The sequence below is a fragment of the Psychrobacter sp. PSP genome, from assembly GCF_024085615.1.
Taxonomy (GTDB): Bacteria; Pseudomonadota; Gammaproteobacteria; order Pseudomonadales; family Moraxellaceae; genus Psychrobacter; species Psychrobacter pacificensis.
The window spans coordinates 321,547-346,331 of the sequence record NZ_JABLTF010000021.1 but is presented as its reverse complement, the minus strand read 5'-3'; the positions used below and the strand labels follow the sequence as shown (position 1 = coordinate 346,331).

The window sequence follows — 24,785 nt, the reverse complement described above, 5'->3', positions numbered from 1 at the left end:
TTACGCTCCCGTGATCCGATGAATAGCATATGGTAATTGACAAAAATCAATACGTTTTTCAGTTAAGTCTTTCTGACTCATGAACTTGGCCACAGCGAATACTATAGTACGTTTTTTAGTTTTATTACTCTTCACAATCGCTTCTACCTTATCGGAATTTAAGGCAGCTTCATTTGAACGTAGCCAATTGATTTCAGGACGATAAAATAAGTGAATACGGAATAAGTCCGTTTCACCTACAAAACCATCTGCTGATGTTTTGGCAACATTATCTAGAGACTCACCAGTTGCAGTATAAAACACATAACGAGCCAAAGCGTCGAACGTAGGCATACCTTCGCCAGTCAGCAGGCTTTCAATTTGTATAGGCTCTCCAAGAGAACAATAACAAAATGACCCATCTAATCCGTCTATTTGCTCTTTAGACTTTTTAATGCCAAACATCCTCAACACTCCACCTTTAACCACTCGCTGATATGAGTGATATTGACCTTTTGTTGAATCTTGTATTATATCTAACTCACTAATTGTTTTATGTGAATTCTTAAAATCAGACCAGCTAATATTTTTTACAAAAAGCTCTTCCTTGATGTTTTTTTGAGCTACATAACCTTTGATAACTAGTTGCATCCTAGTTCGCGTTATATCGATAACCTCGTTATAACCAGCCAAATCAGCTTTTGAATCAGCTTTGATTTCTTCTGGCAATTGGATTCCAATAAAGCGTCGCTTACCAAAATCAGCATTATTTAACTTTAATACTGAATGTAACGTAGTCCCACTACCAACAAATGAGTCAAGTATAGTAGATGATTCATCACAGCAAAGATCAATTAAACCGGCAACTATATCTACATCTTTTGGATAAGGAAAAACACCTTCACCAACAAGTTCTTCAACTTGCAAAGTGGCAGAACGTCCATCTTTGTAAAAAACTGTATTGAAAGCGTCACCGGCAGATTTCTTAAGATAAGTTTTTCTATTAGGAATTGTAGTATTATCTTGACCAAAATGGATTAAAGGAGGATTGGCTTCAAGTGCTCTTTTAGTTGTTGATTCATCCCATCTCCAGCCAGTAGATGGTTTTGCGCAAGGCAACCCGTTGATTGGATGTAGAATATCGTATCTTGGTCTACTTTTCCGACCATCATCTGGTCCAGCAAAATTATCTGGAAAATATAAACCTCTGTTATCAGAGTGCGTATAGTGTTTCATGTTTTTTGCAGGTTCATCATCAGGCATATTTTTAAACCATTCCTGCATTTCTTCTTTAATAACTTCGTGTTTATCTTTATACTTTTTTCTTAGCTTATTGTAATGGCTGAGTACCTCATCGATACCTTCTTTTGGAGACCTCCATTTTATACCGATAGATTTAATGGCTTCCTTATTTTTACTATATACATGAATATATTCGTGGGTATTTGAAAAGAATGTAGAATCGCCTTTTTTACCTTTTTCCCAAACCAATGTTGCAATAAAATTATCTTCTCCTAAGATCTCATCCAACATTAAACGCAATGAGTGCTGCTCAACATCATTAATGCATACAAAAATAGTACCAGTCTCAGATAGTAATTCTTTCAACAAAGTCAAACGTGGCCACATCATGCACAACCACTTGTCATGACGCTCAAGATCCTCTTTATCGACTGGGTTCGCAGATTTTTTTAGCCACTCTTGCATAAGCGGGGAACGAACATTGTCATTATAGCTCCAGCCTTCATTACCAGTATTGTAAGGTGGGTCGATAAAAATACAGTCAATTTTGCCTGCATGGGTTGGCAGCAATGCTTTGAGTGCTTCAAGATTGTCACCGTGAATAATGAGATTGTCATCAAGAGAGGGTGATTTCCCTTCTAAAGGCAATGACTTGTCAAAATCTACCTTTAACTCGCGAAATGGGACGCTAAGATGATGTGAGTAAACAAACTGCTTACCTTTAAAGTCTAACGTTGGCATTATGGTTCCTTGAATATTTAAATGATGACTTTTTATTTGTTCGATAAATAAGTCTGTTATAGCGACAGATACAAAATCGTAAGGTGTTGAACATATCGGAGAGCAGCTCTTTCTTGATCGGCGCTAAGTATCTTCATACCCTATTACTTATACTCGTTATACGGTATGAAGATTGATTGTAGCGAACACTCATTAGTATTGACCATGATACTTCTCAGCTAACTTGCTTATCTAAGATGTAATTAGTGACAATTAAAAATATGCATTATTCGAACTAGTCCACTATGTATATTTCCTGTAATAATACCACTTCTAAACCAGCTTAAGCATAAACCGTTTATAACTCACTCTTGAAACAAACATATATTTCACAGGTTTTATTCTAAGCCATTAGAAATTATAATCCACCAACTATCAATCGCTACAAGCTTATTTATCTAATCAAACAGTATTGTTAGTTAGGCTGTTATTTAGCATCAAGAAAGTTAGAAAGGTCATATATCACTAGTCATATAAGCTGTAACACCCAAAAAACACCCCTTCATGCTCATCCGATCAAAGCTATACACATGAGCATGAGGTGCTTCCCTACAGCGTCCCACTAATGGCTGCTTTTGATCAGGTTTACCATTCGCTAGCTCTATTACTCCAGAACAAATTGGGCAGGTTGCCGTAAACTCAGTAACTCTCGCTACATTTAGCTTATCTTTGTCCCAATACATCTCGATATCAGCATTAACAACATTCATATTAGCAAAGAACATAGGTGCTTTAATAACACGGTGATAAGGCAGCATATATAGCGGCATAAAAAAGTATCGCCAGTTTAAGTATGCTACGGGAATAAGAATAGCGTATAAGAACGCCTGCCAAAGCTTTAAATTTGGTATCTCATTCATCAGCATGACAACGAATACAGCATATATGGCAATCAAGATATCTAGAAAAAAGCTTAATAATAGCAGTAGCATTAACACAATGCCTTTAAAGCTCATCATCTTAAGCTCACCTTGCTTAAAAAACAGTCTCGTAAATAATGATGGCTTAACATCGGATGTGGCTTTACGCTCGTACGTGATACTACTTAAATCTTCAGGATCTTCGTCATCAGAATCCAAAACAGTAGACCCATCTGTCTGCTCATTCCCTTCATCCGCACTGTCAATAGCCTCGATATCCATCCATATCAATGTTTTATTCTTTGATCCACCTCCTGATGCTGAACTAACGATGGTTGGCTTATATCCTAGATTGATAAATGCTCTTTTACAATCTGGTTGCCATTGAATAAATTCTGATAGTGTCGATTTTAGCTTTGACGTTTGAACTGCGTTTTTAGCAGTTAGGCTATCTACTGTATTCTCATTAATACTCTTGGCTCTAGCATAAATTTGTTGCCTTGATAACTTCTCAGGTTCAAAACCATCGTCTGAGTACTTGAACTGTTTAAGTTGCTCTTGAACAATAATTTCTAGATATTTATCACGCAGCGTATTACGAGGATAGTTCAATAACTGATTATGCAACTCACTAAAGACTTCTAAGTATTTGTTTTCCATAGTAATGCACCGATTAAACCCCTATTGATACCCTAATAGAGGTCTGTTTTGATAGTCAAATCTTTTTCATAATTACCTCACTCCTAACCAACTAACAAGAGGATGGTAACTATGTCAATGTCAATCGCTGTTAATGAGCAAAAGCAAATCGTCAATGTTAAGCAAGTCGAGCGAGGGCTGGCTTGTATGTGTTTTTGCTTTGAATGTGGTGAGCCTGTAGTGGCTCGTAAAGGTGAGAAGAATGAGCATCATTTTGCGCATCTCAACAATAAGGAAAGCTGCACTATCCACCCTGAAAGTATCCTACACAAGTTTGCTAAACAAGTCATTATGCAAGAGAGGTATTTAACACTGCCATCTCTACCCGATGACGAAAATAGCGGGGATAAAACTTGGCAGTTTGATCAACTAATCGAAGAGCAAGCTGTTGGCTGTATTCGGCCTGATATAGTCGCAACGGTTGACGGGGAAATGATGTTTATTGAAGTTGCTGTGACTTCTTTCATCGATACCGATAAAGCGGATTTTATTAAGCAATTAGGTATTAAGACCGTTGAGATCGATTTGAGAGAAATCATTACGCAAGGTATTGAGTTGCCAAGTGAGGAAGCAAAGGATCATATTTTAGACTGCGTCACTAATAAGCAGTGGATATTCCCAGCACCGAAATCCTTAACAATACCAGTAGCCCCTACACCATTACCTGAGCCTCTTTATAATTGCCAGAGCAGTACTGATGAGAATAGCAACGGAAGCTTTGATAAAGGCTATACGATCTATCGCTTTACCATTAACCATGCTTGGGTAGATGTCAGAGTCTTTAATTCAGGCATGGTGTCTATTAAGTGTGTGACCTACAACCATGATGTTATTGAGATATTAAAGCAATGGCGTAACGAAGGCGGTGGTCAGTACAATCAAAAGTATAAGTCATGGAATTACTTCAAACCATTTTCAGACACTGTCTTTCAGCGACTGCAAGAAATGGACATGACCCCTACTGCTTAAATATGATTCTATTTGAAAATACGGAGAATAAAGCTATGACACTCACTACTATGCTACTAATTATAATACTGCTGATGTTAGCCATGCTTGTATGGGCTATACAACGGATACAATTACAAAATAAGACTCTGCTACAGAGTGAACGAGATGTTGCGCAAATTAGGAACGATATGCTCGAAAGAGAAGCAGGCTTTCAACAGCAATTAGCGAAAGAAATTAAAGAGGCACAAAAGCGTTCCAACAATATGCAGCGCAATGTGCTAAAAGGTCAAATTGGCGAACAGTTCACGCCCTTTATTACTGACTTTCCTTACAACCCTTCAGACTGCCGATTCATGGGTGAACCGATTGACTACATCATCTTCCAAAATTTGCATGAATGCGCCGATGGCAACGTGCCTATCGAGGACGTGCATCTCATTATTGCAGAAGTTAAAACAGGGAATGCTAGGCTAAACCAACGGCAGAAGATTATTAAACAAGTAATCGAAAATGGGCAGGTTAGCTTTAAAGAGCTTAGGATAAAACACTGTGAAGATACGCGTTCAGGTAAGCGTATAAATCAGTAAAACTATACGTTTTGACTCTTATGTAATTTGCTAGCATTTTTCAATGCAGATGGTAATTAATAGGACTTATTAATAGAAAAGACTTTTTACTTAATCTCTAGAGACAAGATTAAAACATTGATTTATATAGTTTTTTTTATTTTAAAATAGTCTATAAATAGTCTTTTTATTGAAAAGACTATTTATAATCCTATCGATTATAAATGCAAACTCGCAATATTATTTATAACAGATTTGTTTTAAACAGCCATGATCACACCACTAGCGATTAGCACCTGGCCACCTAAAACCTTCATCCAACTGCCTATTAACTCTATGAGTGAAGTCAAGACTGATTGAAGCAGCAAAACAACCAGCAGCAAGTGCAAAGGATAACAATACTACTTCTAGATAATAAAATAAGTCCCCTTCCTACTAGAACCGTCATGTCAGGAATGGTTTGACAACTAGTAGCTAAATTACCTACGGGTATCAAAGGCTACTAGAACCGTTATCACTTTAACGAATATTAGAAATCCGAGAGCTTTAGGCCTCTGGCAGTACTATACCGAAAGATGTCGGCGGTTTCTCAAATAGACTTAAGAACCTCACTAAATCTATCTTGCTCCCATCAATAGTCAACTCATCAGACAATAGTATTTTTTTAACCCCTGCTTCACCGATTAACATATCAATAAACAAAGGATGAGTAAGACTGAGCGTAGCATTGACTTCATGTTGTAATGGAATCTTGTTATCTAATAACCGATGATGTAGAACCGAATTCTCTACCCATAATAAATAGCTTTCATTCAAATCAGTAAAATTAATCTTGATACGCCAGTCTTTATCAGTAGCGTTCTCAGATTTTAGACGAACTGCTAGGGTATCAAAGAAATTCGATACGGGTGTTTGCAAGAAAACACCTTTCATAGAAGCCATGTCAATACCTGTATTAGGAGTGCCTTGACGAAGCTCTAGCGCTGCTGTCAAATAAACATCGCGCCAAGGTCCCGACTCTGCTTGATAGCCAAGCTGATCGTAACTGCTAGCTAGTAGTTTTCGGGCAGCCGTATTATTGGGTTCAGCAAATACCAAATGGTTCAATAATTCAGCACTCCATCGATAATCTCCTTTATCAAATGCAGTCTGCGATTGTGCTAGCATCTTTTCACTACCAATCATCGCTACATAAGCACTCGCTCGCTGCAAGTCAGGCAACGGATCTAAATGCGCAGGATTGGCATCATACCAGCCAAGATAGTTCTGATAGACAGCGCGTGCATTATGTTTGACCGTGCCATAATATTCACGATTAGAGAATACTTTGGCTAAACTCGGTGGTAACTTTATATCTTCTGCAATCTCACCAGGCGTCATACCCTTATTCATTCGACGTACGCTTTGGTCATGAATGAATTTATACGTATCGCGCTGCTGGGTCAAAAAGGTTTGGATTTTTTCTTGACCCCACATAGGCCAATGATGACTAGCAAAGTAAATATCAGCGTCGGCAAATAAGTTACGCGCCTCTTCAATGTAACTGCTCCATTTCATCGCATCACGAACTTTCGCACCTCGTAAAGTATAGAGGTTATGCATATTGCGTGAGACTAGCTCAGCTCCGCCAAAAGCCTTGTATTTAGGCAGATAAAAAGTCAGCTCCGCTGGTGCTTCTGATTCTGGGGTATATTGAAAATTAAAATCTACTCCGTCTACTTTTAGGTTCGTAGGTGTAGCATTAACGAGTTGGGTAGGCTTAGTAATACTAAATTGACCAAAGGCTGGACCTTTACCTAAACCTGTATCGACATGACCGTACTCATCACGTGCTAAATCTTTACCGTACATATAAACGGCACGACGACTCATCGCGGTACCAGCAAGAATGTTTTCACTGGTCGCTTCTTCCATAAATCCACCAGGAGCAATCACTGGAATGTTCTGTTTGGCAATCTCTTCTTGACTGATAATACCTAATATCCCACCGAAGTGGTCAATATGACTATGGGTAAAAATAATAGCGCTAATGTTAGTCGTATTTGGATAACGCTTAGCCAGATGCTTCATGGCAAAATCAAAAGCGTACTTTGCCGTTTCTTTTGAAGTCATCGTATCGACTACAATCCAGCCACCATCTCCTTTGATAAGGGTCATATTGGACAAATCGAAACCACGCAACTGGTAAATACCGGGAGTCACTTCGAACAGTCCCTGAATATTGTTAAGCTTAGCCTGTCGCCATAGACTAGGATTAACGGTGTCAGGAGCGTCGCCCTTTATAAAATTATAAGCAGACATATCCCAAACGTTCTTGGTAGCATCAGATGAAGATGCTATTTGCATACCGTCTATACTAGCAATTAGGCCACGACGCGCATCTTCGAAATCCTGTTGATCTGCTATATTAAGCTCATTAGCGACTTGATGGTTTGCTTCTATTGTACTGGCCGTTGCAGCGCGTTCGCCGTCATTAACGGCTATTTTAGTTGTTGATGAGTCATTACAGGCTACTAGCAGCATACTACTACAAAGTAGTAGCAGTTGACTTGATCTCAAAACATTAGAACGAATCCTAGTTAAGGAGATGGGGTTTACCATTACAAATTCCTTTTTTTTAGTAAACTTCATTAGTTTAAATTTTAATGACACAATGGTTCAAAGTTTGGACAATATTTTCTCTATTAGTTAAGCGCATAGATAAACGAGAATGAATATGGAAGACAAAAAATTTACTGTTCATAAAAGTATGGTGCTTTCTAATCGAAAGGCGCTAGCTTTATACTTATTTAAGATTAATCGTGCTGATGACATTCCTAAAATCATGGCATTATCAGTAGATTTAGATACTTTTATAGGTGATCGTGTTCCCTTGGAGATTGTCACCCGTGAAATTGATTTAGCCGTACAGCTCCTTCAAGAAGAGTACATAGGGCTAAAAATAATGGAACTCACTGATGTAAAAGCACTACCTTTGTATAAAGGTATAAAACTTTGCATTAATCCTTTACTAAAAGCTGAACTAGAGATTCCATTTATTGTGCTTTGCCGTCTGGTTAGCCGTTACTTCAAAGTTATTACCGAGTCCATACAAGTTACTTTAGTGATAGAAAAAAGCTTATTACGGTTAGACTTTAATCCAAGTATGCCAGAGCTAGCTAATAACCATCAAATTGATGGTGTCATACTCGCTGTACATAAAATATTAGCCGAATTCAGTGCTCTACAGCCTGTAAGACTTACTATCGCGCATCGGAACTCAACACACGGCAGTGAGCTCTATAAAAAACTTTTAGGCATCCCAGCTGAGCTTGCTAGCAAAAAAAATAGTTTATATTATCCATTAATGAAAAATTATAGCTCTCAATCAAATTTGAACTTATCGGCAGGTGCTGACATATCAATTGAAAGTAGCTTTTTCATTGGGCCGTTGCACTATATGCTTGATAAAGAGTTTCCTGATTTGAGCTACGCTGAGCGCTGCCAACATATCTTGATGACTATCATAGGACTTAGTGAAGCAACCCGTGAGACTGTAGCGCAAGTCCTAAATATGAGCGTCAGTAGCTTGCAAAGACGGTTACGTGAAGAGGAAACCTCGTTTCAAAAAGTACTACTACATACGAAAAAAGTGATGGCTGATAAATTCTTGGTGGAGCAGAACCTCTCAGCTACTGACGTGGCTTTTCTATTGGGGTATCAGTCTCATAGTCAGTTCTTCCAAGCTTTTAAACGCTGGTATTCAATGACTCCGATGGCTTATCAAAAGTTGCATCGGAGTCATAGTAGATCAGATTATTGAGCTGTAGCTACCTATTGAGGTAAAGACTTATAAGCATCACAACCTAATGCTTCAAACTCGGATTTGGTAAAGTACTCAAGCTTTGGTAAAAAATCTCCTAATACTTCTACTTCGTCTCCCGGTACTGAAGTATTCTGAATAGAATTGTCAAAATCAGCAGCTGGCAGCATATGTCTCATAAGTAATAACCCGTCTGTTTTATTGTCTTGTCTACCAGCAACAATAGAGAAGCCATCGCCTTTATCCGACCAAGGCAGGAAGCCTACGCCACATTCATCAGTAGCATTAGCTGGACGATCTGACGGTAAACTGGTAGCAATGGTATAGTAACCATCTGGATTGATAGTGACTTGCTCATCGTATAAACAACCCGTTACTTTTTGGGAATAAAATTCATTTTGACACATAGACCAATAGCGTACTTGAGCGTCACTCTCGTCAAATATTTCATCGCCATTAACTGTCGATGGAACCTTTGGAATTTTACCGCGTATGACAGCAATAGGTTTAATATCTCTATCTATGTAAGTTCCAACGTATTGATTATCTAAATTGGCATACCAAGGCACTTGTCTGACAGGATTACCGTCACACTGTCCCAAAAACCCACACCTAAGAGTAAACTGGATGTTATAGACCGCACGCCATATTGGATTTAGTGTTGCAGGGTTGTTTTGGCGAAGACTTGCATAAGTTTGATCAGGTAAAATTGGGATTTCTATCAACTCTTGCTTAGACTGAAGAGTGTCACACACTGCTTGACCTGTTAATACTTGACCATTACCTAAGGTCAACTCTGGAGTAGGCAGACCTACACCACCGGTAACATCTTTACCTTTATTAGGAACATAGACTCGATAAAGTAGTAGCGATTCGCCATTATCTTGGACATAGTCATATAAAGTATTATTTAGCGGTATTATCGGAGCCTCGCCACTAGCCAATTCAATTTCATAACCCCGTTTATTACTATTACGCTGAGCACCCTGAAGGAAAGGATTAATAGAATCCATATTTGCAATAATGTCTTTGTCTTTCAACGCAAATGCTGGAGAGGCATCTTGTCTATAGCTATTAAACGACATATATCGCGCAAAAGGATACTCACCTTTTAGCTTTAAGGTTGCGTCTTTAGGTAAGGTATATTTTGCATGCCAGTAGGTAGCACCAGTATCAGGATAAGCGAAGTTTGCATCTGGATTATCGATACTGTAAGGACCACCCCAAAAGCATCCTTCAACGTTCTCTGGTAGATTGGGATCTGGAATAATAGTAGTAGTGGTTTCATTATCGTCACCACAAGCAGCTAGTAATCCAACACTAACTATTATGGCACTTGTTAAAGTAAGCCTTTTATATTAAGCATAAGTACTCCTGTTTATCATAGTTACGTCCTTGTTTTGCGTTAAACCGACTAACTTAATAAATCTAACAGAGTCATTACTTACTCAATAGGTGCATCCGAGTCAGCTATTATGACTACTATGTCTATTCGGGTCATATTTTAGTTAGTGCATATTTGTCGTTAAAAAACAGCCGTCTACTTGATAGGTAAACGGCTTACTTTATATTAGATACCTCTATCTAGAATTTTAGTATTAATCCAATTAGCGATCTCGCTCGCTACCCACACTACCCTCACCTGTGTCAGCTGTACCTTTTTAGGAAACGTTGGATCGTAACGATCAGATTCCTCATTGATCATCTCATAAATGGTCGAACGGCTAAGCCCGGTATAATGACCGACATCCTTAATACTCAATAGCTGTGGTATATGATTGCACTGCTCGATTACTGGTTGTGCTGCATTTAACTGTTCCATGATTATCTCCTTCGTAAGTGAATGAGAGCGGTATCTCTCATATACTTACCGAGTCCCATAATTTTTTATGCCGTCCCATACTGACCGCATGCGCCTTTCATTGAGCGCATAAAAAGAGAGCTGACGGATCAGCTCTCTTTTTATGTTGCGTATTAGTTTGTTAGCTCACCGCTGTCACGCTTTGGCGTAAGCCTTGGGCGATACTGCGTGTGTTTGGCTGCATAGCTTTTTCTGCCTTACTAGGTATTTTATTGCTGTCGTCTGCTACTGGATAAAACTCTTCCATTACCTCACTTGCCTCATCGTCGACCTCAAAGCATGAATTGGCATAACCAAGCGTGGCAGCTTGCTCTAATGCACTTTGATCAAAGCCGTTCTCGCTAAGCTCATAATCAATCGCCTTAGCCTGTTGTACAGCGTCTTTGATTGTCACCTCATCACGTAGCGTGAGGTCTACGAAGTAAATGGGTGTGCGATAGCTTTGCGTGGTGCTTTTACCTCTTAGCGTTAATTGCAGTGGTAAACATGACAGCTTATTACCGGATACCGCGGCAAAGTAGCGCAGCCTTGCTGCAAGTGTACGAATACTATTAAAGCCCGTCGTACGAAAGATAAACGTGCCGAGCTCATCGTCCTCACTCAGATTCACATACAAGCGACCATAAGGCTTACAAGCGCCACCTTGGGCTAGTGGGCAACGATCAGGCGACGGACAAGGCAGTTGCTCCACGCCATTGTTGGTACGGCGCTGACAGTGTTCGCCATCTCCCACGCATAATGGTCTGCCTGTCTGCCGATCAAATAGCGTGTACTGAGCACGTAGGTTTAGATCAGGATCATTAAACAGCATACGAACGGGTATTTGTCGCAGCTTACTGTCATTACCTTTACGCAGTTTGGCATCGAGTGGATGATTGACCCAGCCGTCCTTATTCTGCACTTGGCTGGTAATAGTGAATTGATCGTCTTTCGCAGGCAGACGCTTGCCGTCTTTATTGATGACGCGTCCAATGCTGATACGACCGAGTACGGGCGGGGTTATGGTTAGACCTTTAATCATAGTGGTATTCCTTGTTTGTTTAATAAATAGATAAGACATAAAAAAAGCCCACCGATTAGGGCGGGCTGTTATATGCTTACTTCGATTGATTGGTTCTGATTGATTAATAGATGCGTGAATAGTTAAGTGACTGACAATTTAGTCGTTTAACACCACAAAGCGTCTGCTACCTTGGCGAGTTTTACTAAATTTATCCATCAGCTCAGGATGGGCTTTAATGACTGCTTTGCTATCTAAACCGACACTGTCTTTCGAGCGCTTCCATGAGATCGCGCCCTTGTCAAAGACCGCCACCTCATTGTCTTTAATGAGGCTTTGCAGTTGATGTTTAACTTGATCGTGGCGCTGCTCTAGATCTTCGATTGACGCGCGATAGCTAAGCAGCTTATCGAACAGCTTATTTGCGCCCTCATCACTCTTAAAGTCTATCTTGCTTGTAGGCTTAGGCTCAGGATAAAGCAGCTTAAGCGCACGAGCGGCTGACTCAGAGTGATCAGGCGTGGGTGGTGTGTCCGTCTCCACGTACTGCCAGAACAAACGCTCATGCTCGATAATTGATGCAATCAAACGCTCATCACGCTCAACCTTGTAGATCTTCGCTTCGTGTCCGCATAGCAGCACACAGATATGCGCAGCTTGTTTGCCAGTGACTGCCAGTTGATGCTGTACTTGGCACGTGACGTATAGCGGTACGCCATCACGCCATAGTTTCGCGCCATGCTCCCCAGCGGTTTTGCATTCAAGTATTTGTACTTCCTCGCTACCTGTTACTGCATAATCTAAATTCGCGAGCATAAAGGCTTTATCAGGCTCAGGGTGTTGCAAGATAGCGTTTACGCGCCGTACCTTATTGCCTGTCTTTTCTTGGTAGTACTTAGCGACCATTGGCTCAAGCGTATTACCCCAATACAGGGGTGCATAACCGTCGATGCTCTCATCTAAGTCGGAGCTTGCACGTCCTGTCTTAATCAGCCATAGCTCTAGCATAGACAAATACGGATGAATACCACAAGCAGCGGCAGCATCACTACTGCCTACTCCTTGACGGCGTACCGCAAGCCACTCGTCATGACTTAAGTCTTTAGTACTAACTAGGCGCTTAGGAGTTAGCGGCGTATTAGACTCAGTAGCAAAGGGATCGATCCGCTTACTCTTATCTTTAGCCTTGTCAGTTACAGGCGCTTTGACTTTAGCGCTTAAACGCTTAGTACGTCTTATTGATGTGCTGGTGTTTAATGCGATCATGTTCATAGTGAACTCCTTCGATAAATTGATTGAAATGAAATAACAGGCATAAAAAAACCACGCGCTTAGGCGTGGTCTAATTATTAAGTGTACCAATAGACTTTAGGCAATAAGACTAAAGGCTTCCTCTAGGCTCTTGTCTTTAAGCTTAGCGCCTGCGCCAAACCAAGCAGAGTCTAGTCTGTGATCGGTAGATATCGCTCTACGTTCATGATCCACATACTCTGTCATAGCAGACAAGAGGCCATAAGCGGTATCACGCGCTGAGTCGAGATCGGCCCCGCGACCTTGACCGTTGAACATACTCATCACCTTATTCATAGCGCGAGCGTTAGGAACGGCGTCCTTTTCTTTCTTAGCGCTGTTAAACAGAATGATGTCGTTATCCTGATCATTGAACACACGGTTTAGATAGTTCGCCGCTTCTGCTTGAGTGACGCGGCGCTGGGTTAATTGTTTCATCTCGTACATGTGCTCGTTCCACTGCTTGACCGATACGCCAAGTTGCTGCTTGACGCGATCAGCATCAAAGGAGGTACTATGCGGTACTTTGACCACACCGCCACTACCGTCGGCTAAGCTTACCGCTAAGGTGTTATTACACACCACACGGATATTAGTAAACTGCGCTGTCGTTGCTAGAGTTCCATCACAAGCGGTTGCCAGCAACAGATACCCATTACTGACATCACCGCCTTTTAAAGTCATAGACTGACCAGTACGAGCCAATGCCCACATCTTACGGCCACCCTTTAAGATGCCAGCAGTCTCAAGCTCAAAGTGTGAGTGCTCTGTTAAGTCGCGGTAGAACTCTAAGATCTCACGAGGTTGTACTTCTTGGTAGCGTTGACTGACTACGCTAAGTGGCTCAAGCGTATCTGAACGGTATAAGACCTTATTGCTATCAAAGGGCATGATAAGACTTTGCCCTTTATCGTTGTTTGCCATATAGCTGACATCGGACGATTCAATACGCCAGTCCATACCGGCCTCACGTGCCCAGACCTCGATAGGCTGATTCTTAGGAAGCTGGTTACCAAGGCCATGCCAAGGGGTGTCGCCAACGTATGCCATGTTTTCGATTAAATGTGCCATAAGAGTATTCCTTTTAAATTAATTGAGTTGGTAGTTCAATAAGAGAGTTAGATAGTGAATGTTTTTGAACAGGTATTGCATAAATAGCTAGGTTGAGTAGCCACAACAAGAAGAGGTGGCTGTAGCTTATCTCTAGCTAAGCTAATCGCTGAAGCAATAGCACTACCTGCGATTATTCCGATAGCAGGATTTACCTTGTAGTACTTACAGACGCTAGCGCCAAGTCCCGATAAAGTCGTTGACGAGCATAGCTGCTCGATAATACTAAAGGGGCTATCAACATTAATGTTTTTCGTTACTCGCGATGAATGGCAGTGAGGACAAATTGTTTGCATGATGACTCCTATTATTTTGCGCATAAAAAAAGGCCTGCGATTAAGCAGACCTTTAATTAAGATGGATTAAGGTTAATAGACAAATTAGAAGTGGCTCCTTGCCTTATTTCATTGGAATACTATATATTTGAAATTATTTTGATATGGGCGGTAAGCCTCTACGTTTTTTCGTACGATAAACACCATGACCGAAAGTACGCATATTTGGTAGCCATAATTTTAATCGCTGCTCATATTTATTTGGCTCCGTTAAATAAAGAGCTGATCGTACTGCGTTTTCAACCTCCTGAGCATTATTTTGATGAATCATGCCAATACCTAATTTGCCGTTTCGTGCATAATTCTGCTTACGCTCTGTATCGTGATAGCTATAGTACTCTCCTAGTCCTCCAGTAATCATCTTCCACTTCTTACCGACCTCTTTAGCAAGATACCAGTCGTTCTGTCGTTTCGCTCCATCGTACATAAGCAGTAGATGACAGTGTAGTCCACCATTGCTCTCTCCTTGTTCAATAGCCCAAGCATTGCCTTGCAAGTGCTTAAAGCACGTTTTCTTATTGCCGATAAGATCCCGAAGATTCCTCATGTGACAATTGAAGTCCTCAATATTCACAAGATGGCTAGTCGCTTGCGCGTACTTTAAATCTATACGTACAAATAAAAGCCTTGAATAATGGGTAATAAGATTATTGGCATAGTGACCTAACTTTTCTTGGTTTTGTTTCTCCTGATAAACGAATGCTAGACGCTCATTGTCAATATCATTCTTATAGCACGACAACGTAGTGATAAATCGTTGGGTTTTATCATGATTCCAAATAACGTTTTCTGGATAATCATCGCCAACAATAGCATTGGTGCTATAAATAAATGCGACAATCGGTTGTGAATAAAGTAGCTCAGAATTAAGGTGAGTCATGAACGAGAGATAAATCTCGTTCAATTTGCTCATAGTCTCATTAAATGTAATAGCGTTCGCTAATACGCTTACAACTAAACTGTGTACTTTTGCAACGACTAATGGTTGGTTAAGGTGTGCGTAAGACATTATGGTATTCCTATGGAATTGAATTCATAGGGTAAGGTGGGTCTGTATTTTTATAATGATGATCGCTGAGAGTTATACCCTCAGCAGTAGAACAAGTAGCTGCTGTGTTTAAGTAATAATATAAATAACCTACTAAGGATGAGCTGCCGTAGTGCAGCTATTCTTAAGCTGGCATTGAAGGATGACTAGTTTAGCAGCTAGAAATCGCTTTGTACTGTAGGTAGATTATTGGGATGGAGTTAGATGATACTGTACTCTTGAAGAGTAGATAGGTTTTATTGCCTATAAGCCTTGTATTATCTGTTATATTGATGATAAATAATGACGTTTTTATGACATTTTATTGATGTATATATGAAAGTATTTAGACGTTCACATGATGATTACTTGACTACAATCTGTCTTACCCTTATTGTACTAGAACTACTAAATTTACCTCTGTATAGTTTACTTGGAGATAGTCAGTGAGTAATAGTAAGAACCAAAAAGCACAATCAAAATACATTCCTGATTTAGAATATATTACAAAAAAGGTAAACGCTCTTAGTGTTTACGATACTTACTGGTGTTTATTTTATTTACGTTCTATACATAAATACAAATACGAATATATTCTGAAAAACGATAAAAATGTAAAACTCCAATTATTAAATTACTTCTCAGAAAAAAACTTAAGCAAGCACGCGGTAGACTCTATTTTGAAAAAATCTGCTGACAACAATATTCCATATAAATATACCAAATGGTTTTACAATAATAAAAGAGCAGCATTATGGCTGTATATGGTTTTAAAATATCAAGGTTTATTAGATAACTATCTAGCAGTTAATTCCAATCAATTAGCATTAGACTCTGATATTGATATATTTATTCATGATATTATTTTTAATATTCATTTTCAAATTTTGGAAGATAGTATTACAGAAAGGGACGAGGGTGATGTTAGAACAAATATATACTTTAAAAAATCATCATTCGATTTTTTGAACAAAGTATATTTACTGTCTGGAGTTGAAAACCAATCCTTAAAATGGATAAATAAGCGTGATAAACTTTTAGTCAATCACTTATATAAATACATGGCAAAAAATCATTTAAAGAATAGCAAGCTGTCGACTCAAAAAATACAAGCTTTAGTTAGTACTGATACCATCAAGTTTCCAGAATCAGATATTGAGAGTAGGCTTAACCATATGCTTGCGTCACTTGACTACTGGGCTTTCGACTACCATTGGCTTAAAAGTAGAAATATAATACTAAATGAACAGATCATTGCTAGTAGAAACGCGTTTATTAAAAAAATGCGTGATGTTTGGTTTTCGAAGGCTAAGCGAGATCGCGATAAGAAAGCTGAAGCAAAAGGTTTGCGACTTACTACTGAAAACAAGAAGTTGTTAAAGCTTATTGCAAAAAATCAAAATAAGACACTAAGTCAAATGCTTAACGATATAATTGAGAGTTATAGTAAGATATTCCATTCCAACGTTCCTAAAACTAAACCACATACTAATGCTTTTTTACGAGGTGATTATGGGAAAACGTTTTTTGATTCTTATGAAACTCAGCAAAGCTTAGAAGCTAAGATCAACAGCACTGAGGCTATATTGGAAAACAATATCAGTCCTAATACTTGCGAAGGTATCAACGATCAAATTGAAGAGGCTGAAGACTTAGGGTCGTTGCCATACTCTAAAAAGGATGCTGATCAAGATTGTACTGAAAATGAAACTTTGATTGATAGCCAGCAGACGCAGTCTCAAACACATACTAAAGAGTCAGACGATGTCGGCAGTAGTCAATTATATCGTCCATTAGATCGACCGATCCTTGATATAGCCCTTAGTAAAACATTACGTACTAATACCACTGCAGACAGTCATGATAGACTACCGACTGTCACTTCTGTTCAAGAGGTTGAGTCGTTTCAGAATACAGACCTCACTAGTACTTCAACAGCTTACGTCAGTAGCACTGAAGAAGACCCTTTTGCTAAAAATAGTAGAATTATAAATGAGATTAAAGAAGGCGGTAGAAGACGTTAAGCCACTTGCTACTCATTTCAATATGTATAAATAAGTTATGGTCGATGGTCATATAGAACTGAAAGTAGAGTTATAAGTATACTGGTGAGTATACTATATCTAAAAAAAATTAATTAGTCATTATAAATCAAATACTTATCTATTAAATATCGTTCCGGCTCCGGGTACCATTACATAGTTCTATACTATCTTATAGAGTAGCCAAAGCCCCTGATATCAGGGCTTTGCTGTATCTATGATTCGCAACTCTTATCTATATGTCCAAGTCCAGCAGCTTTGAGCTTAAGCTCTTGCCATGCATATCTTGCGCCAGCGACTTGGTCACCCCGCCGCCTAATGCCCCATACAAAACAAAGTTAAAAGCTTTTAAGTTTGGCAACTCATAACGAATCACCTCTCCTGCTACAATATCTTGGAACCAGTCTTTGACCACGGCTGCGGTTACTTTATCTTTGAGCAATTCGTAATCAGTCTCCTCAAACGCGATCAGAGAAATATTGGAGATATTGCCTTTGTCACCAGTGCGAGAATGGGCAATTTCACGTAGTTTCATTTATTTGACTCCCAATATGAGACAGTAATGTCCGTATCGGTTTCTGGAATCAAGATAGAACCGATGGACACGATAGCCTGAATGTGTGAACGAATACCGCCGCCACCTGCGGGGCCATTGGTATACAGCGTCTCGACCTCTCGGGTGATGGCTTGTGCCATGGTTTTATCCGGGGTACGCGCCGCCACCCGTAGTCGCACCTCGGCCGCCTCCGCCGTGCTGGCAAACTCATTGCTATATAACGAATTGAGACCGATAAAGTCATAGCGTATCTCGATCGGTTTAATATGCTCAGCGGCTAGCCTGTTTTCAATGACCCGCTTGGCAAGCGCGGCCCTTTTGACTGCCCCTGAACCGCCGTAGCTGATCTCCGCTTCTGCGATATAGCCATCTTTATAGCCGATACTGGTTTTCAATAGACCTGTTTTGGGCCTGCCTGATCCGCCAGACACTTGAACCACATCGTTATCAATGGCTTTCACAGACACGTTAGAAAAATCAGCAATCACATCTGGGGTAAGATAGCGGGCAGGATCATGAATTTCGTACAGCAACTGCTCTTTTACCGTCGCCTCAGAGACCAACCCGCCAGCATTGGGCAGCTTGGACACGGTATACTCTCCGTCCTCTGTCACCGCCAAGATAGGAAAGCCAACATTCCAAAGCTCAGGTACCTCCTTATAATCAGGATCTGCAAAATAACCACCTGTGATCTGAGCGCCGCACTCCATCAAATGACCGCCAATTGTGCCTTTGCCCATCAAATCGGTATCGTCAAAAGACCAGCCAAACTCATACACCATCGGCGCCAAAAAGAGCGACGGATCGGCGGCGCGGCCCGTGATGACGATATCTGCGCCAGCGCTCAATGCTTGCACGATACCTTTGGCACCAATATATGCATTGGCCGAGACGATAGAATCGCCAAGATCTGCAATGGTGCGATCGTTTTCCAGCAGTGTCTCATTCTGATAACGCACAATGTCTGTAAACACATCATCACCTGTGACAGCAGCGATTTTTAAACCATGAAACCCTTGCTGCTCGGCGATCTGTTTGATTGTTTCGGCAGCAGCTTTGGGGTTGGCAGCCCCCATATTGCTGATGACTTTGACCTTTTTTTCGACACACAGCGGCAGTACTTGCGCCATACGATACTTAAGTAAACGGTCATAACCCTCGTTTGGCTGCTGCATTTTGCGCTGCTGGGCAATGGCAATGGTACGCTCAGCCAAGCATTCAAACACGATATAGTCCACGTCGCCGTAGGTCATAACATCAAGCGCAGGCGTCAATCTGTCATCAGCATAACCTGCGCCAGACCCAATTTTGATGGTTTTCATTCCTTACTCCTGATTATTTTATTTAAATGATCACGCCTGTGACTATCGCCACAATGGTCATGACCAGCGTGGTACCAAACGCCCATTTAAAGACAAACTTTTGATGATCGCCCAACTCCACACCCGCAAGGCCAATCAACAAGAACGTCGATGCGGTCAGCGGACTGAGCGGGAATCCTGTGGTCATTTGTCCCAGCATAGACGCTTGACCAATTTGGACAGGATCCAGCCCGTATGCACTCGCGGTCTGTGCCAAAATCGGCATCACCCCAAAATAATAGGCATCAGGAGTAAAGACGAGGCTTAAAGGCATGCTCAAGACGGCAACGATGACGCCCATCGAACCACCCACCGCGTCTGGAATGATCTGCACCAGCGCCGTCGCCATCGCAGAAATCATCTCTGTCCCTGATAAAATGCCCGTAAAGATACCTGCCGCAAAAATGATGGACACCACGGTAATCATGCCAACCGATTGCGACTTGATCTGATCCATTTGATCATTAGGTTTGGGATAATTGATAAGCACAGCGATGGCGAATGCCAGCATAAAGACGATTGGCAGTGGTAGCCAAACTTGCACCAACGCCACAATAGTAACTATGGTCAATATCAAATTGAACCAAAATAGCTTGGGGCGACGCATATCGCGCGCTTCTTCCGTCAGCTCATCATGCAGGCTGTGCTCCATGTCTTGAACGCCCAAGCGTTTGCGCTCTTTTTTGCCCACAAGGTAGGCCACAAATACAATCCAAACTACACCTGCCACAAACGCAGGAATAAGCGGATTAAATAACTGCGCGGTACTCACCTCTAAAGCCGCCGCCGCACGTGCAGTTGGGCCGCCCCAAGGCGTCATGTTCATCGTACCTGCACCAAGCGCCACCAAACCCGCCAGTATGATTCGCTTCATACCCAGTTTGTCATATAGCGGTAGTAGGGCTGGAATGGTGATTAAAAACGTCGAGGCGCCCGAGCCATCCAAATGCGCCACCATGGCGATCACCACGGTGCCGATACAGATTTTGACAGGATCGCCTTTGACCAGTGTTAATACCCGCGAGATAAGCGGATCAAACAAACCTGCATTGTTCATCACGCCAAAAAACAAAATGGCAAACCCTAACATGATACCCGTTGGTGCCACACCCACGATGCCGTCTAGCATAAAGCCGCCAAGCTCTGCGCCAAAGCCGCCGATTAAAGCAAAAACGACAGGCACAAGAATCAATGCCACAATGACGGACACCCTTTTGGTCAGTATGAGCGCCAAAAATACGAAAATCGTCAAAAACCCAAGTAATGCCAACACATTCCTTCTCCTTGTGAACGTTAATCTCTTCCATGTGATATCACGACCAGCTCACCTCTCCATCGGTGACTCACTGGCATCAGCTTTACTAGAAATATCACGGGTGCAGGAGGCTTCCAAGGGTACAGATGAACGTTTTGACAGGAAACTGTACCCGTTTTGGGCACACATTTCTGTGCTATGGCAGGCAGTTACTAGGAAAATGGGCGGTGCGATTCATCAAACAAAATGACAAAAATATCGGTCATTATCGATGCATTTTTAAGAAATACTGGCAGGTTTTGTATCATGTTATTAAACAAAAAATATCTCCCACACTGTCAAAAGCAAAAAGTATGCTTTGATATAACGCATCAACATAAGCGTTAATGATGGTTAAAAATAGCAGTTTTAATAAACTTAACCGTGGTTTTGTCTATATAGAATTTATTGACTCTTAAGGCAAAATAAGTCGGATCGGAGGGAAAAAACAGACTACCAGGCGCGATGAAAATATTATTATTTTTAGCGGCTTCTACCGCCTTTTTATCGTCCATCGGAATACGAAACCACAAAAAATTACCACTGGGATTATGCGGATAAAGCGTCAGGCCGTCGATTTTGTTTAGCTGAGTGATGGCAGTGGCTGACTTCTCCGCAGACAGATGCTTGAGCGCTTGCAAATGATTGGTCAAAGCGCCACTGGTGATCAGATGGTTGAGGATATTTTCCATGATGGATGAGGTATTGATCACCGTAATCATCTTAAGCCGTGTGAGTGATTTGATCACCGATTTGGAGGCGACGACAAAACCACATCTGATCGACGCAGAGACGGTTTTTGAAAAACTACTGACATAAATCACAGGACAGGTTTGATTAAAAAAGTAACTGGCAGCGTCGTCTCTTGCCAATAAAAACGGGTCGTTTTCCACAATAATCACATTATATTGGGTGCATAATGCCTGAATCTCTGCCATATTCTGAGACGTCAAATCTGTACCCATCGGATTTTGTGCAAAAGGCTGCAAAAATAAAATCTTGGGCTGAGATTTAATAATAAGGGCTTCTAAATGATTAGCGTCTATGCCCAATTTGGTTCGCTTAATGGTATTAATAGCGACTTGATGTAATTCAAGCTTACTAAATAGCGGATAATATCCGGGAGACTCAACGATGACTGGATCGCCGCTGGTCAAAAAGTGCCGAATGATCAAGTCCAAACTGTGATTGGTGCCATAGGTCAATAGAACATTTTGCGATTCAACCGTCATAGCGCGCCTGCTTAGGATGTCGACCAGCAGCCCTCGCAGTAATACATTGCCAGCAGGATCGCCATTACCACGATCAAAATGTGCCACCTCAGCGCTTTCACTCCCAAAACGGTCACTAGCCTGCCCCAAATAGCGCTCAAGGTTGAGCTTATCCATGTATTCTTTGGGATAGCGGCCCGCCCCAGGCTTATGATGCGACTGGTTGACCATTTGTTGCTCCAACAAGTCAATACCTGTATAAAACGGGGTCGCGTTTAGCATGGGTGTGTTGGACAAATCCTCTCCCACATAAAAACCCGATTTGGGCAGCGCTTTGATCCAGTGCTGCTCAAGCAACTTGTTATAAGCCGTGATTACGGTGTTTTTGGACACCTTATGTTTTTCGGCCATCGCTCGAATGGAGGGTATTTTGTCTCCTACTTTTTTTCGACCAGCTTTGATATCGTCAATCACAATGAGACAAATTTCTTCGAACTTTTTCACCGTCACACTCCATGTTGAGCAACCACCACGCTCAGTACGTACTCGCTTTCGCAAATGCTATTTCTAAAATAGATTAGTAGCATGTGAGGAAAATATCATAACTGAAAGACCTATAGTTTATAATCTGGATATCAAAATTGATATTATTAAAGAGAGAACAGACCGAACAAGGTATCTCTTCATCTCAAGTCGCCAAGTCGCCAAGTCACTGAGCATCGCGCGATAAGGCTTATTTTGGTGACTCAGAAAAAACACACTAAAAAAGGTTGTCTACGCTATGAGCATAAACAACCTTTTGATCGTGATTACCATCATAGTATCTGATGGCTAAGATTTTTTAACACCGATCAGGGATATCATGAATGGTATCTTAAAAGCAGAACGCTACGCCTCTAATAGCGCATCACCATACTCATCACGCAAGTCTTTTTTCACCATTTTTCCGGCACCGTTTAGTAAGATGTTCTCTACAAAAATAACTTTGTCAGGTATCTGCCAGCTAGCAATTTTATCTTCATAAAAACTTAGCACTTGTGACTCATCGAGTTCTGCATTCTCTTCTTTTACCACAATCAGTACCGGACGTTCTCCCCATTTTTTATGTTTTGCGGCGATAGCAGCTGCCATTTTTATCTGTGGATGGCCGGCAGCGATATTTTCAAGCTCTACTGAGGAGATCCATTCTCCACCAGACTTAATTAAATCTTTTGATCGGTCACGAATATTCATATAACCATCAGCATCAATGGTTGCAATATCACCCGTGTCAAACCAGCCATCTTCTGTAATGGCATCAGGATTCTCTGTATAATAATCGTTGATAATCCAGTGACCTTTGATCTGCAAGCGACCCTGAGACACTCCATCCTCTTTGACTGGCTTAAGTGGCTCATCAGTGTCTATGAGACGTAACTGTACACCATACGGTGGACGTCCTTGAGAGTTACGTAGCTCGTCAATCTCATCTTTACTCAGTGATTTATGCTTAGCTTTTATTTGATTCATCGTTCCAAGTGGACTGGTCTCCGTCATACCCCAGCCGTGTACCGCATCGCAATTAAAGTCTTCTCTAAACGTTTTAATCACTGATGGTGGACAAGCGGCGCCACCGACAATGGTACGCGTCATACTATCAAGCTTACTGCCTCTGGCTTTAGCAGCGGTCAATAGGCTTTGCCAAATCGTGGGAACGCCTAACGCAACCGTCACCTTATAATCATCAATGAGAGATACTAGGCTATCACCATCCAGATTGGGACCTGGGAGCATCAGAGAGCAGCCAGTTAATGCAGCCGCATAAGGGGTTCCCCACGCGTTGACATGGAACATCGGTACTACAGGGAGTAGGACGTCTTGCGCAGATAAACCCGATACGTCCGGCATACAGAGTGCCATCGCATGAAGCACAGAAGAGCGGTGCGTATATAAAATCCCTTTAGGATTGCCTGTCGTTCCTGAGGTATAGCAAAGCGAGCTGGCAGTGGCTTCATCAAACTGAGGCCAATCAAAGTCAGCATTATGCTCTGCTAATAACTCATCAAAGAATAATACCTCAGGCAGTTTTGCGACGACACTGTCCTCTCGAGCGCTCAAGCAGATAAAGTGCTCAATCCCTTTAATATCTTCTTTAATCGCCATGATAAGCGGTAGGAATGTGACATCAAAAAATAGCACGCGGTCATCAGCATCATTGATAATGTAACTAAGCTGCTCAGGAAATAGACGCGGATTGATAGTGTGGCAAACCATGCCACTGCCTGAAATCGCATACCAAGCTTCTAAGTGACGGCGATTGTTCCAAGCCAATGTGGCTAAGCGCTCTGATGATTTAAGTCCGAGGGCAGCTAAGGCATTGGCCAACCGTTTTGAATTATTCGAAATCGTAAGCCAATTAGTATGAGTCATTTGTCCATCGACTTCTTTGGACAAAACTGCCGTATCGCCATGATAGCGGGCAGCGTGTTCGATTAGACCACTGATCAGCAATGGCTGATACATCATTTTTCCTAACATAGTACATTCCCTGTCGTTGTTAAAAGTTCGCTTATTTTTATTCATGTATCCTCTAATACTAAAAATAAACCACAATTAAGAATAATCAGAATTGTGTGTCAAGACAAGATAATATTATGATCGCCCTCCATTAAAATAAACGGCTGTTCATTATTTATATATTGCTGCTAATACTCTATTTTCCTTTTCCTACTAATTTACCAAACAGCTAACTACATTAATCATCAATAAAAAATCGTTGAATTGCTCTAAACTCATTAGGGCGTGTTGAACATTCGACCATGGCACTGACAGCGACTATT

The 24,785-nt window shown here is 41.1% G+C and carries 18 protein-coding genes; 4 read left to right on the top strand and 14 right to left on the bottom strand.

Going from position 1 to position 24,785, the window contains the following annotated elements; translation table 11 throughout:
* On the bottom strand, window positions 1-1,962 hold the full coding sequence (locus HL061_RS13320; protein WP_252962981.1) for a site-specific DNA-methyltransferase: 1,962 nt from the start codon (window positions 1,960-1,962) through the stop codon (window positions 1-3).
* 494 nt (window positions 1,963-2,456) lie between these two features.
* Window positions 2,457-3,521, bottom strand: a complete 1,065-nt coding sequence (locus HL061_RS13315) for a hypothetical protein (RefSeq protein ID WP_252962980.1) — start codon at window positions 3,519-3,521, stop codon at window positions 2,457-2,459.
* A gap of 111 nt (window positions 3,522-3,632) precedes the next feature.
* On the opposite strand from HL061_RS13315, the gene HL061_RS13310 reads away from it, so the two are divergent.
* Entirely contained in the window at window positions 3,633-4,529 is an 897-nt protein-coding gene (locus HL061_RS13310; protein ID WP_252962979.1) for a competence protein CoiA family protein, read from the top strand.
* A gap of 35 nt (window positions 4,530-4,564) precedes the next feature.
* Window positions 4,565-5,098, top strand: a complete 534-nt coding sequence (locus HL061_RS13305; protein WP_252962978.1) for a Holliday junction resolvase-like protein — start codon at window positions 4,565-4,567, stop codon at window positions 5,096-5,098.
* Between the two features lie 525 nt (window positions 5,099-5,623).
* Here HL061_RS13305 and HL061_RS13300 read toward each other — a convergent pair.
* Complete coding sequence (locus HL061_RS13300) at window positions 5,624-7,678, bottom strand: alkyl sulfatase dimerization domain-containing protein (protein WP_201547997.1); 2,055 nt, start codon at window positions 7,676-7,678, stop codon at window positions 5,624-5,626.
* Between the two features lie 115 nt (window positions 7,679-7,793).
* Between HL061_RS13300 and HL061_RS13295 the strand changes: the two genes are divergently transcribed.
* A complete protein-coding gene (locus HL061_RS13295) occupies window positions 7,794-8,879 on the top strand; it encodes an AraC family transcriptional regulator (protein ID WP_252962977.1) in 1,086 nt (361 codons plus the stop codon).
* Window positions 8,880-8,890: 11 nt separating this feature from the next.
* Here the strand turns inward: HL061_RS13295 and HL061_RS13290 are convergent, their stop codons facing one another.
* The 6 genes from HL061_RS13290 to HL061_RS13265 form a co-directional block, all read right to left on the bottom strand.
* Complete coding sequence (locus tag HL061_RS13290; protein WP_252962976.1) at window positions 8,891-9,964, bottom strand: hypothetical protein; 1,074 nt, start codon at window positions 9,962-9,964, stop codon at window positions 8,891-8,893.
* Between the two features lie 485 nt (window positions 9,965-10,449).
* Window positions 10,450-10,701 (bottom strand): AlpA family phage regulatory protein, encoded by a 252-nt coding sequence (locus tag HL061_RS13285; RefSeq protein ID WP_252962975.1) that lies wholly within the window; start codon window positions 10,699-10,701, stop codon window positions 10,450-10,452.
* 160 nt (window positions 10,702-10,861) lie between these two features.
* Complete coding sequence (locus HL061_RS13280) at window positions 10,862-11,761, bottom strand: hydrolase or metal-binding protein (protein ID WP_252962974.1); 900 nt, start codon at window positions 11,759-11,761, stop codon at window positions 10,862-10,864.
* Between the two features lie 138 nt (window positions 11,762-11,899).
* The gene (locus HL061_RS13275; protein WP_252962973.1) at window positions 11,900-13,012 is read right to left on the bottom strand and encodes a lambda-exonuclease family protein; all 1,113 of its coding nucleotides are present in this window, start codon (window positions 13,010-13,012) and stop codon (window positions 11,900-11,902) included.
* Between the two features lie 96 nt (window positions 13,013-13,108).
* Window positions 13,109-14,101, bottom strand: a complete 993-nt coding sequence (locus tag HL061_RS13270; protein WP_252962972.1) for a DUF932 domain-containing protein — start codon at window positions 14,099-14,101, stop codon at window positions 13,109-13,111.
* Window positions 14,102-14,569: 468 nt separating this feature from the next.
* Window positions 14,570-15,484, bottom strand: a complete 915-nt coding sequence (locus HL061_RS13265; RefSeq protein ID WP_252962971.1) for an inovirus-type Gp2 protein — start codon at window positions 15,482-15,484, stop codon at window positions 14,570-14,572.
* A gap of 464 nt (window positions 15,485-15,948) precedes the next feature.
* Here HL061_RS13265 and HL061_RS13260 point away from each other — a divergent pair, with 464 nt between their 5' ends.
* Window positions 15,949-17,526 carry a hypothetical protein gene (locus HL061_RS13260; protein WP_252962970.1) on the top strand — a complete coding sequence of 526 codons (1,578 nt, stop codon included), beginning with the start codon at window positions 15,949-15,951 and terminating at the stop codon, window positions 17,524-17,526.
* Window positions 17,527-17,779: 253 nt separating this feature from the next.
* On the opposite strand, the gene HL061_RS13255 is transcribed toward HL061_RS13260, so the two are convergent.
* From HL061_RS13255 to HL061_RS13235, 5 genes are all read right to left on the bottom strand, one after another.
* Complete coding sequence (locus tag HL061_RS13255; RefSeq protein WP_071003550.1) at window positions 17,780-18,079, bottom strand: hypothetical protein; 300 nt, start codon at window positions 18,077-18,079, stop codon at window positions 17,780-17,782.
* Entirely contained in the window at window positions 18,076-19,422 is a 1,347-nt protein-coding gene (locus tag HL061_RS13250; RefSeq protein ID WP_071003549.1) for an acyclic terpene utilization AtuA family protein, read from the bottom strand. Before HL061_RS13250 ends, HL061_RS13255 begins: the two co-directional genes overlap by 4 nt.
* 22 nt (window positions 19,423-19,444) lie before the next feature.
* Window positions 19,445-20,734 (bottom strand): citrate:proton symporter, encoded by a 1,290-nt coding sequence (locus HL061_RS13245; RefSeq protein ID WP_252962969.1) that lies wholly within the window; start codon window positions 20,732-20,734, stop codon window positions 19,445-19,447.
* Between the two features lie 365 nt (window positions 20,735-21,099).
* Window positions 21,100-22,524 (bottom strand): PLP-dependent aminotransferase family protein, encoded by a 1,425-nt coding sequence (locus HL061_RS13240; RefSeq protein WP_083328965.1) that lies wholly within the window; start codon window positions 22,522-22,524, stop codon window positions 21,100-21,102.
* A 330-nt stretch (window positions 22,525-22,854) separates the two neighbouring features.
* Entirely contained in the window at window positions 22,855-24,483 is a 1,629-nt protein-coding gene (locus HL061_RS13235) for a long-chain fatty acid--CoA ligase (RefSeq protein ID WP_252962968.1), read from the bottom strand.
* Between the last annotated feature and the right edge of the window lie 302 nt (window positions 24,484-24,785).

Coding starts and splice junctions, on each gene's coding strand:
- HL061_RS13320 (WP_252962981.1), bottom strand. CDS start 1,962: ATGCCAACGTTAGACTTTAAAGGTAAGCAGTTTGTTTACTCACATCAT.
- HL061_RS13315 (WP_252962980.1), bottom strand. CDS start 3,521: ATGGAAAACAAATACTTAGAAGTCTTTAGTGAGTTGCATAATCAGTTA.
- HL061_RS13310 (WP_252962979.1), top strand. CDS start 3,633: ATGTCAATGTCAATCGCTGTTAATGAGCAAAAGCAAATCGTCAATGTT.
- HL061_RS13305 (WP_252962978.1), top strand. CDS start 4,565: ATGACACTCACTACTATGCTACTAATTATAATACTGCTGATGTTAGCC.
- HL061_RS13300 (WP_201547997.1), bottom strand. CDS start 7,678: ATGGTAAACCCCATCTCCTTAACTAGGATTCGTTCTAATGTTTTGAGA.
- HL061_RS13295 (WP_252962977.1), top strand. CDS start 7,794: ATGGAAGACAAAAAATTTACTGTTCATAAAAGTATGGTGCTTTCTAAT.
- HL061_RS13290 (WP_252962976.1), bottom strand. CDS start 9,964: ATGTCGTTTAATAGCTATAGACAAGATGCCTCTCCAGCATTTGCGTTG.
- HL061_RS13285 (WP_252962975.1), bottom strand. CDS start 10,701: ATGGAACAGTTAAATGCAGCACAACCAGTAATCGAGCAGTGCAATCAT.
- HL061_RS13280 (WP_252962974.1), bottom strand. CDS start 11,761: ATGATTAAAGGTCTAACCATAACCCCGCCCGTACTCGGTCGTATCAGC.
- HL061_RS13275 (WP_252962973.1), bottom strand. CDS start 13,012: ATGAACATGATCGCATTAAACACCAGCACATCAATAAGACGTACTAAG.
- HL061_RS13270 (WP_252962972.1), bottom strand. CDS start 14,101: ATGGCACATTTAATCGAAAACATGGCATACGTTGGCGACACCCCTTGG.
- HL061_RS13265 (WP_252962971.1), bottom strand. CDS start 15,484: ATGTCTTACGCACACCTTAACCAACCATTAGTCGTTGCAAAAGTACAC.
- HL061_RS13255 (WP_071003550.1), bottom strand. CDS start 18,079: ATGAAACTACGTGAAATTGCCCATTCTCGCACTGGTGACAAAGGCAAT.
- HL061_RS13250 (WP_071003549.1), bottom strand. CDS start 19,422: ATGAAAACCATCAAAATTGGGTCTGGCGCAGGTTATGCTGATGACAGA.
- HL061_RS13235 (WP_252962968.1), bottom strand. CDS start 24,483: ATGTTAGGAAAAATGATGTATCAGCCATTGCTGATCAGTGGTCTAATC.